8 protein-coding genes and 1 riboswitch are annotated in these 10013 nt (G+C 66.9%); of the genes, 2 read left to right on the forward strand and 6 right to left on the reverse strand.

Annotated features, from left to right (window positions below; all coding sequences use genetic code 11):
* A partial coding sequence (gene cobW / locus VGV37_RS04265; RefSeq protein WP_326878380.1) for a cobalamin biosynthesis protein CobW occupies positions 1 to 773 on the reverse strand: 773 nt, incomplete at its 3' end.
* A 99-nt stretch (positions 774 to 872) separates the two neighbouring features.
* Positions 873 to 1056, reverse strand: a riboswitch (cobalamin riboswitch).
* A gap of 113 nt (positions 1057 to 1169) precedes the next feature.
* Between cobW and VGV37_RS04270 the strand changes: the two genes are divergently transcribed.
* Positions 1170 to 2144, forward strand: a complete 975-nt coding sequence (locus VGV37_RS04270; protein WP_326878381.1) for a nitronate monooxygenase family protein — start codon at positions 1170 to 1172, stop codon at positions 2142 to 2144.
* 30 nt (positions 2145 to 2174) lie between these two features.
* Positions 2175 to 2912, forward strand: a complete 738-nt coding sequence (locus VGV37_RS04275) for an EF-hand domain-containing protein (protein WP_326878382.1) — start codon at positions 2175 to 2177, stop codon at positions 2910 to 2912.
* A 15-nt stretch (positions 2913 to 2927) separates the two neighbouring features.
* Here VGV37_RS04275 and VGV37_RS04280 read toward each other — a convergent pair whose 3' ends face one another.
* The 5 genes from VGV37_RS04280 to VGV37_RS04300 form a co-directional block, all read right to left on the reverse strand.
* Positions 2928 to 4259: a hydrolase gene (locus tag VGV37_RS04280; protein ID WP_326878383.1), complete on the reverse strand. Its 1332-nt coding sequence runs from the start codon at positions 4257 to 4259 to the stop codon at positions 2928 to 2930.
* Positions 4260 to 4410: 151 nt separating this feature from the next.
* The gene (locus VGV37_RS04285) at positions 4411 to 5529 is read right to left on the reverse strand and encodes a nucleoside hydrolase (RefSeq protein WP_326878384.1); all 1119 of its coding nucleotides are present in this window, start codon (positions 5527 to 5529) and stop codon (positions 4411 to 4413) included.
* 30 nt (positions 5530 to 5559) lie between these two features.
* Positions 5560 to 7761 (reverse strand): TonB-dependent receptor, encoded by a 2202-nt coding sequence (locus tag VGV37_RS04290; protein WP_326878385.1) that lies wholly within the window; start codon positions 7759 to 7761, stop codon positions 5560 to 5562.
* 468 nt (positions 7762 to 8229) lie between these two features.
* Positions 8230 to 9360 carry a cysteine desulfurase family protein gene (locus VGV37_RS04295; protein ID WP_326878386.1) on the reverse strand — a complete coding sequence of 377 codons (1131 nt, stop codon included), beginning with the start codon at positions 9358 to 9360 and terminating at the stop codon, positions 8230 to 8232.
* A gap of 24 nt (positions 9361 to 9384) precedes the next feature.
* Positions 9385 to 9855 carry a nucleoside deaminase gene (locus tag VGV37_RS04300; protein ID WP_326878387.1) on the reverse strand — a complete coding sequence of 157 codons (471 nt, stop codon included), beginning with the start codon at positions 9853 to 9855 and terminating at the stop codon, positions 9385 to 9387.
* Between the last annotated feature and the right edge of the window lie 158 nt (positions 9856 to 10013).

Consider the following 10013-nt stretch of genomic DNA (forward strand, 5'->3'; position numbering starts at 1 on the left):
AGCCAGAAACTGTCGAAATCATCGTGGTCGTGCTCGCCTTCGCCGTCATGGACCGACTTGCGGCCGGCGACATCGTCCTCGGCGGCGGCCCCCAGGCCCAACAGGACAGAGGCCGGCAACTCGCCGAAGCTCGCCTTCACCGTCTTGACGCCGGGCCGGGTGAAGCGGGCGATTTCCGCATGCGCCACCGCGATCGACGGCTCTTCGAGCAGGTCGGTCTTGGTCAGCACGACCAGGTCGGCGCAGGCGAGCTGGTCGTGGAACAGTTCCTCCAGCGGCGCGTCATGCTCGAAATTCAGGTCGGCGGCACGCTGGGCCGCGAGCAGCACGGGATCCGTCGCGAACCGGCCGGCGGCGGTGGCATCGGCATCGATGACCGCGACCACGCCGTCGACCGTGACCCGGGTGCGGACCGACGGCCAGTCGAACGCCTGGACCAGCGGCTTCGGCAGCGCCAGGCCCGACGTCTCGATGATGATATGGTCGGGCGGCTGGGCGCGGCCGAGCAGCGCCTCCATGGTCGGCAGGAAATCGTCGGCGACGGTGCAGCAGATGCAGCCGTTCGCCAGCTCGACGATGTCTTCCGCACGGCAGGTCTCGGACGCGCAGCCCTTCAGCAGGTCGCCGTCGAAGCCGAGCTCGCCGAATTCATTGACGATCAGCGCCAGGCGGCGGCCGCCGGCGTTCGCGATCAGGTGGCGGATGAGGGTCGTCTTGCCGGCACCGAGGAAGCCGGTGACGATGGTCGCGGGGATCTTGGTCGTCTGGGACACGCTCGTCGAACTCCAACAGCTCGCCATCGCGTGCAAAGGCCGGTCCCCGAGAGTTCATTCGGAAACCATCCCGCCGGTGCACCCCGCCCGTCGTTGCCGCTCTGGCGCGTTTCGACGGCAGGTCTCCTGGCTCGCGGGTCGGTGCCTGGCGCATCCGCCTTCCCGGGACATCCCAGTGGCGCAACAGATGCCGGCTCGTCGCTTACAGTTGCGGGGGCAGCCGCGGCTTCACCCGCGTTCCCTTTTGATCCCCCGGAGGGGAACCGTCGAAGGGACATTCTAGGCGAGCCGGCCTCCGGGGGAAAGGGGGTGCCCAACGCAGAACGGTTGCGCGCGGAACCGGCGGGCGGCAAGGTGCCGGCAGCGAGGGCGCCCGGAGCGCCCCCAGGAGAGATCATGAGCCTGCCCGCCATCCTGCGCGATCGCCTGCAACTGCCTGTCATCGCGTCGCCGCTGTTCATCATCTCGTGTCCGGACCTGGTGATCGCCCAGTGCAAGGCCGGCGTGGTCGGCAGCTTTCCGGCCCTGAACGCCCGGCCCGCCGAAGTGCTGGAGCAATGGCTGGAACGGATCACGCGCGAACTCGCCGACTATGATGCGGCCCATCCGGACCGGCCCTCAGCCCCGTTCGCGGTCAACCAGATCGTCCATAAATCCAACGACCGGCTGGAACACGACCTGGCGCTCTGCGTCAAATATCGCGTGCCGATCGTCATCACCTCGCTGGGCGCGCGGGAAGACCTGAACGCGGCCGTCCATTCCTATGGCGGCATCGTGCTGCATGACGTGATCAACGACAAATTCGCCCGCAAGGCGATCGACAAGGGCGCCGACGGGCTGATCGCAGTCGCCTCGGGCGCCGGCGGCCATGCCGGCGTGCTGTCGCCGTTCGCCTTGATCCAGGAGATCCGCGAATGGTTCTCCGGCCCGGTCGTACTGTCGGGCGCCATCGCCAACGGCGGCGCGGTACTGGCGGCTGAGGCCATGGGCGCCGACCTCGCCTATGTCGGGTCCGCCTTCATCGCGACGGCGGAGGCGAATGCGACCGAGGCCTACAAGCAGGCGATCGTCGACGGCCGGGCGGACGACATCGTCTATACCAACCTGTTCACCGGCGTGCACGGCAACTATCTGAAAGCCTCGATCGTCCAGGCCGGGCTCGATCCGGACCATCTGCCGGAATCCGACCCGTCCCAGATGAATTTCGGCGGCAGCGCCAAGTCGAAAGCCTGGCGCGACATCTGGGGTTCCGGCCAGGGCATCGGCGCGGTCAAGTCGGTGGTCGGTGCCGAGGCACTGGTCGATCGGCTGAAGCAGGAATATGCCGCCGCCCGCGCCCGCCTCCTGCCGGCCCGGCAAGCCGCCGAATAGCGACAGAGACTTTTTGAGAGACGTTGTCCGATGAACTCCGCCCACTTCCTTCGCCGACCGCTCGTAGCACTGGCCATCGTCCTTTCGCTCGCCGCCTGCAACGGCGACGAGGCGCACAAGCCGTTCACCATCGCGGTCACCACGCCCAATGGCGAGCCGCTGGCGACACCACCGCTGCAGGGCTTCGATTCGCCCGGCTGCCCGGCCATCCTCGGCACCTGGTTCGACCGGATCGACACGAGGCACGACGGCGTGATCGACCGCGCCGAGTTCATGGCGGATGCCGAGATCCAGTTCAACCGCATGGACCTGAACCATGACGGCACCATCACGCCGGGCACGCTCGCGCAATATCGCGCCGGCTTCGAGGGCCACGAACCGCTGAAGCCATTGAACCGCGTCGGCGGGGGCGGTGGCGACGGCAGCGCCAGACCGGTGCTGGTCGCGGATGCCAGCAGCATCTCCACTTCCAATTCGTCCAGCACCGGGGCCAGCGGCTCGTCGGGCGGGTCGAACCCCGGGTATGGCAAGAAATCGCGTTCGATCAGCGATCTGGTCCAAGGAGGCGGCTATGATCCGCGCGTCGAGCCGGATCCGGTGATGTCGGCCGACACGAGCCTGCGGTTCCAAGTCACGAAGAAGGACTTCATGGACCAGGCGGCCAGGCGCTTCGCCAAGCTGGACATGGATCGCGCCGGCCGGATCACGCGGCAACAGGCCATGCTGTGGTGCCTGAAGCAGGTCCGCTGGCCGGACCAGGTGCAGTAGCAGGTGGCCCCTGCCTCAATAGTGGAATTCGGCGAAGACGACCTGATCGTCGGCGAGCGGAAAGGTGCGCACGGTCATCCGTTCGCCGTTGAGGGCGACCGGCACCGATCGGGACGGTCCGGCATCGAAGCCGCGGGTCACCGCATCGACCGCCGGTATGCCGTCGTCGACGCCGGGCGGTTCCGTCCCGTCGATGGTAAAGACGTCCCGGCCGTGGGCGAGGTAGCCGCGGGGCCGGACCAGGGTCACGAGGCTGCCGGCCCTGGCGCGGTGAGCCGGATCGAGCGGCGCCAATCGCAGGTCCAGATAGCGCCATGAGCGGGGAAACGGCGTCCGGTAGATATGGCTCGTCGGATAGCCGGCAGCGGCAACCACGAATTCGTAATAGGCCGTCGGGCTGCCGGTGAACGGTCCCCATCGGCCGTCGGCGTCGATCGTCCGGCGATGGACCGCCGGTCCCAGGCGAACGCCCGTCGCGGGATCGACCTCGTAGAGCTCGACCGTGGCGCCCACCAGCGGAAGGTTGGTCGGCGCGCCGTTTTCGGTTCCACTGACCAGCCCGTCGAGGACCGGATGATCGATCGGCGTCGGGTCGAGCGTCGCCGGGTCATGGCCGGTCACCGCCCGGTACATCTCCTGGAATGCCAGGCGGTGGAACGCGGATTCCCGGTGATCGAGGCCGGGCAGCTCGATGTTGCGTGCGCCCTCCAGCGCCGGACCGTCATGGTTCACGAAGGTCGGCACATAGGGAAATCCGACGAACCGACCGGTCCGCTGCGCGAACTTGTCCAGATGGTCGCTGCGCAGGGTCACGAAGCGGACGCCGGGATCGGCCTCGGGCGGCCGGTTGAGGCCCGACAGGAACGGACCGTCGCCGTTGAATTCCGACGCGCGCTTGAACGGCAGGGCGAACACGCCGTGGTTGGGCACGCCGGCAAGGATCGCGAGCGCCACGGTCGCGCGGCCGCCGTCGTTGCGGATATAGTCGCGGATCGGATAGCCGCCGCGGGATGAGCCGACGAGCACGAGCCTGGTCCGTCCGGTCGCGGCCAGGACCTGGTCGACCGCCTGCTTCAATTCGGCCGTCTGATCGGCCGTGCTGCTGCGATTGGGCTCCGGCACGTCGTCGGCAGCGCGCGCCATCGGGTGCGGAAAATCCACCGCACTCAGCAAGGCCGGATCGTAGCCGTTGCTTTCGAAGCGCCAGATGTCGGTCTCCCACAGCGCGGCACTGTCGCCATTGCCATGGACGAACAGGATCGGCGGATCCGCCTCGGCGGCCACGGCCGGCAAGGGTGCCAACGCGAACAGCGCCGCCAGGAACCGCAAACCGACTTCGAGCCTCATCGCTTCCCGGCACTCCGCAGAATGAACCCGGCCTCGCTGGGCCGGTGGGGTCATCACTGCATCGACCTAAGCCGACACGCAAGGATGCCGAGAAGGCGGAAGCCTTTTTCCATCTCCCGCCTGCGTGGGGATGGCGAGGAGGTGGGCTCCCTCAATTCCCCTTCACCGGAAACTGCGCGGCCTTGAGGAACTGGTCGTAGAACCGGTCGAGGTCGACCCCCTCCACGATCGTCACCTTGCGTTCGCCCTGGTGCGGCGTGATCGCTTCGGGCCAGACATGGACCTGGCCGTAGTGCATGCCGTGCTCCAGGTCGACATCCATGTAGGCCTCGATCTGGCTGGTCACCAGGCTGCGGTCGACCGCGACAGCGGCGGCCATTTCGTCCCAGAGCGGTAGCTTGATGGTGTATTTGGCCAGGAACTCGGTGACCGGCGTCTTGACCGACGCCATGCGCTCGATCAGGTCCGGCGACATCATGGTCTGGTTCGTGACGGTGCCGAGCGAAGTGATGTGGGCCCAGGGCGCGGTCAGCACGATATGCGCCGCCTCCGGGTCGAACAGGATGTTGAAGTCGGAGTTGAAGTCCGCGTCGCCGGTCACCTGTTGCGGGTTGTTGCCGATCAGGCCGCCCATGAACACCAGTTCCTTGGCGAGGCCGGCGAATTCGGGATCGAGCCGGATCGCCAGCGCCAGGTTGGTCAGCGGTCCGGTCGCGAGGATCGTCACCTGGTGTGGATATTCGCGCACCTGCCGGATCAGGAAATCCGCGGCAGTGCCGGGGGCCGGCTTGGTCGTGGGATTGCCCGACGGATTGTCCGGCACCAGGTACGGCTCGTTCGGGTGGAAATTTTCCCCCGGCTTCGGGTCGTTCCAGGCGCCTTTCCAAGGGATCTTGCCGTAGGCCTGTTCCCAGGCGCGCATACGCTCGGCCGAATTGACCAGCGGGAAGACCGCGCCGTTCACCACCGGCAGGTCGGTGCGTCGGGCGATCTCGAGAAAGCGCAGCAGATGGGCGGTTTCCTCGTCGCGCCAGCCGTCGCCGCTCACCACCGTGAACCCCAGCACGCGCACGGCGGGATTGCCGATCAGCATGACGACCGGCTGGATGTCCGGCCCGCCCGGGCCGATGAAATCATTGTCGTGCACGACCAGCATCGGCTCCGCCGCCCGGGCGTGCGGCGCGACGGCGAGCATGAGGGCCGCCAGGGCGAGGCCGGCGAACGAGAAGCGCATGGGATCGAATTCCTGGAAGAAAAAGGGGCCGGGCAAGCCCGACCCCTGGATCGCCGTGGCCGACGCTTAGAACTTGTACCGAAGCTCCACACCATAGGTGCGGGGATCGTTGACGAAGCCGGTCAGGTTGTCGAAATCGACCGCCCCCGTCACCTTCACCTCATCGAGGATGTTATGCACGTAGCCGGCGACTTCGAACCCGCGGGCATGATCGATGTAGCCGATGCGCAGCCCGCCCAGCAGCAGGGACTGGCCGGTGAATTCCTTCGCCGAATAGAGGAAGAAATTCTCGGTGCTGCGATAGGACCAGTCGGTCAGCCCGTAGATCTCGTTGTCCTTGTTCATCGGGATGCTGTAGCGCGCGGAGCCATTCACCACCCAGCGCGGCGCGTTCGGCAGCGGATTATGGTTGATCTTGACGTTGCCGGTCACCGGATCAATCGGGTTGGTCACGGTGCAGAACGGGCAGCGCCCGACCTCGAGGCTGGAGTCCTGGATCTGGGTGAAGTTGTAGCTGCCGCTGGTGGTCAGCAGCAATTCGTCGATCGGCTTGTACTCGAACTCCACCTCGAAGCCCTCGCCGATCGCCGACTTGGCATTGATCAGGTTGGTGCCCTGGGACGAGCCGCCGACCGCGGCCAGCTGCAGATTGTCCGTATCCCAAGCATAGGCGGTGAGGTTGAGGTTGGCGCGATGGTTGAGCAGGCTCGACTTCAGACCCACTTCGTAGGAGGTCGTCGTTTCCGCCTTGGTAATCGACAGCGGCGCCGGACCCGAGAAGCCGTCGAATTCCACGTTGCGGCCATCGAGCGCCGGCGCCAGGTAGCCGGTGGCGATCCGGCCATAGACGTTCATGTCCGGCGTCACCGCATAGGTGGCAGTGAGGTCGAACGTCGTGTCGGAGTCGCTGGTGTGCAGCGTGGGTCGGATCGGATTGAAGCAGCCGATGAAGCAGCCGACGTTATAATCCTTGGAGTCCGTGCTGAAGCGCACGCCGGCACCCAGCGTCAGATCGTCGGTCACCTTGTAGGTTGCGGAATCGAACACGCCGAACGATTCCGTCCCTTGCGTCTGGTTCATCGACACCGCGGTCGAGCCATCCGCGTTGTAGGAGAACGAGTCGACCCGCAGGTATTCGTGGAAATAGAAGAAGCCGCCCTGGTTGAAGAACCGGCCATCGCCGTTCGTCGACAGGCGCAATTCCTGTGTGATCTGGTCGAGGCCCGGGACCGAGTCGCTGGTCTCGTCGGTGAACAGGTTCGGGCCGGACGTGCCGAGCGGCGGCGGGACCGAGAAATTGCCGCCATCAATGTCGCCACGGCTGCGGATGCTGCCATGCTCGTAGGCGCTGACCGAGGTCAGGGTTACCGGACCGAAGTCGTTGTTGATGGTGAGATGCGTGCCCCAGGTGCCGAGGTTCTGGTAATTGTCGCCATCGAGATTGACCTGGTCGACCTTGAAGCCCGGCGCCAGATTGTTGGTACCTGGCTGGATCACGTTGGCGCGGAACACGCGCGCGGTGCCGTCGAGCGAGCGGCCGTCGAACTCGAGCAGCGCATCCAGCGTGTCGGTCGGTTTGAACAGCAGCTGCAGTCGGGCGGCGGTGTCGGTGTAGCCTTCCAGGTTCTTGTTGTAGGCGGTCGCCGCATTGGTGTTATGGACCCAGTCGTCGCGCCGCTCCTCGAGGACCGACAGGCGGAAGTCGAGCTTGTTCGGGATGATCGCGCCACCGACCGCCGCGGTGAAATCGAGCGTGTTGTAATTGCCGTAGCTGAGGTCGACGAAGCCGCTGTAATCGTCGTTCGGCCGCTTCGAATCGACCTTGACCACGCCGGCCGGGGTGTTGCGGCCGAACAGCGTACCCTGCGGACCACGCAGGACCTCGACGTCCTGCACGTCGAAGATCGGGAACGCCTTCAGGATCGGGTTTTCCACGACCACGTCGTCATAGACGACCGAGACCGGCTGCTGCGCGTTGTAGGTGAAGTCGGAATTGCCGAGGCCGCGGATATAGAAGCGCGGATAGGTGCGGCCGAACGAGGATTCGACGTTGAGGCTGGGCACCCGCGACGCTAGGAAGCGGATATCGTCGCCGCTCGAGGTCAGCACATCCAGCGTCTGGGCGTTGAGCGACGTGACCGCGATCGGCACATCCTTTTCATATTCCGGCTTATGTTCCGCCGTCACGACGATCTGTTCGAGCGCCGGTGCGGCGGCGGTCTGCGTCGCCGCGTTCTGCGCGCGCGCCGGCGTCGCTCCCCCCGTCATCAACGCCATCGCCGAGACGCCGCAGGCGCCCAGCAAGAATGTCCGACGGGCCGTTGCCGGTCCAAGCCTGAAGCCCCTCATCACCAGTCCCCCATTTTCAATATTCATGAACCGAGCGGCGCGGCGCCCCGACCTCTCCGGATCGCCAGGCCGCACCCCCTTTACCCTGAAGCCTGTCGCCCTGCGGCTTTCGAATATCGCGCCACGATAGGCGCCGATGAATGTCCTGATCGCGGCAGCGTTCGCATTCCGGTAGCAGGATCCGTGCCAGCGGGCGAGCCGGAATGGGCGCCGGGCATCTCTCCCACGACGGGCCGTGGCCCGCGGATCACAGTGTGCTCGCCGGCGCCGGAGACAGGTGCCTGGCCGCCGGCCGACCAAATCCACGGCAGGCTGCATATCGATCTGCCCGGATTTCGTGTGTTGCCGTTTCAGCAACAGGCCGGGTGATGTCCCGCGCCCCGACCCTCACGGCTCCGGCTTCGCCAGGGCCCGCCCGATCATGGCGACAGCCCGGTCGATTTCCATCTCGGTCGTGAAGCGGCCGAGGCCGAAACGCAGGGTCGCTTGCGCGGCCGGAGCGTCGAGGCCGAGGGCGCTCAGGACCGAGGAGGGTGCGCCGCTCTCCGCTTGGCAGGCAGCACCGGTCGACAGGGCCAGGTCCGGCAGGTCCGCCATGAGATCGGTCGCGTCGAGGCCGGGGAAGGTCAGGCTGAGCGTGCCCGCGACGCAATAAGCGGGATTGCCGTTGCGGCGCAATCCCGGGACGCGACGGCGCAGCCCCTGCCACAGGCGCTCGCCGAGCCGGGCGATGCCGGCCTGCTCCGCTTCCGTGACGACGAGCGCGCAGGCCTGGCCGAAACCGACGCAAAGCGGCGTCGGCAGGGTGCCCGGCCGCAGCCCACGTTCCTGCCCGCCGCCGTCCAGCAGCGGCACCGGGTCGTTGGATGCGCACTGGCGCACGTAGAGCGCCCCTACTCCCGGCGGTCCGTAGAGCTTGTGGGCACTGAGGCTCAACAGGTCGATTTTCGACGCGCCAACGTCGATCGGCAGCCTGCCGGCCGCCTGGGCCGCGTCGCTGTGGAACAGGATGCCGCGCGCCCGGCACAGCGCGCCGATCTCGGCCAGCGGCTGGATCACGCCGGTTTCATTGTTCACCGCCATGACCGAGACCAGGATCGTGTCGGACCGAAGCGCCTGGGCGACATGGTCCGGATCGACCCGGCCGCCGCCATCGACCGGCAGGATGGTGACCGTCCAGCCCTCGCGAGCCAGCGCCGCCAGGGGTTCCAGCACCGAGGCATGCTCGGTGGCGACGGTCACGATATGGCGGCCGCGGCCGGCCCAGGCCCGGGCAATGCCCTTCAGGGCCAGGTTGTTGGCCTCGGTAGCGCCGGAGGTGAAGATGATTTCGGCCGGCCGGGCCGCGATCAGCGAGGCCACCTGGCGGCGGGCCTGCTCGATCGCTGCCGCGGCCGCCCGTCCCGGTGCGTGGTGGCGATTGTGCGGATTGGCGGCGGCTGCCGAAAAAAACGGCAGCATGGCATCGAGCACGCGCGGATCGCACGGCGTGGTCGCCGGGCAATCCAGATAGATCACGGGCGCGCCTGCTCGCGGCATCGGTCAGTAGCGGATCTTGTCCGGCTTGCGCTCCCACAGGGCGAAAGCCGCCAGGGCTTCCTCGGGCAGCAGCCGGTCGGTCGGGATGTGGCGCAGTTCGACGGGACGCGGGATCTCGTCATAGAGAAAGGCATCGTCGAAGCCGATCCGCGCCGCGTCGGCCCGCCCATTGGCGTAATGGATCCGGTCGAGCCGTGCCCAATAGATCGCGGCCAGGCACATCGGGCAAGGCTCGCAACTGGTGTAGATCTGGCAGCCGGCGAGGCTGAAATCATGCAGGGCCGCGCATGCGTTGCGGATCGCCACGATCTCGGCATGGGCGGTCGGATCATGCGACGAGGTCACACGGTTGGCGCCCTCGGCGATGATGCGGCCGTCTTTGACGATGACCGCGCCGAACGGGCCGCCGCCGCCGGAACGGGCCTGCTCGACCGACAGCGCGATGGCACGGCGCATGAAGATTTCGGCGCTCACGTCACGCTCCTCCGTTCGATGCCTTGGCGGCATCCGGCATCGGGGGTCGCAGCCGGACGACCTGATCGATCTGCAGAATCTGCGCCGCGACCGCGACGGCAATCTCGGCCGGATGCTTGCTGCCGGCACCCGCGATGCCGATCGGGCAGACCAGCCGG

The organism is Aliidongia sp., assembly GCF_035943795.1.
Taxonomy (GTDB): domain Bacteria; phylum Pseudomonadota; class Alphaproteobacteria; order ATCC43930; family CGMCC-115725; genus Aliidongia.

Coding starts and splice junctions, on each gene's coding strand:
- VGV37_RS04270 (WP_326878381.1), top strand. CDS start 1,170: ATGAGCCTGCCCGCCATCCTGCGCGATCGCCTGCAACTGCCTGTCATC.
- VGV37_RS04275 (WP_326878382.1), top strand. CDS start 2,175: ATGAACTCCGCCCACTTCCTTCGCCGACCGCTCGTAGCACTGGCCATC.
- VGV37_RS04280 (WP_326878383.1), bottom strand. CDS start 4,259: ATGAGGCTCGAAGTCGGTTTGCGGTTCCTGGCGGCGCTGTTCGCGTTG.
- VGV37_RS04290 (WP_326878385.1), bottom strand. CDS start 7,761: ATGACGGGGGGAGCGACGCCGGCGCGCGCGCAGAACGCGGCGACGCAG.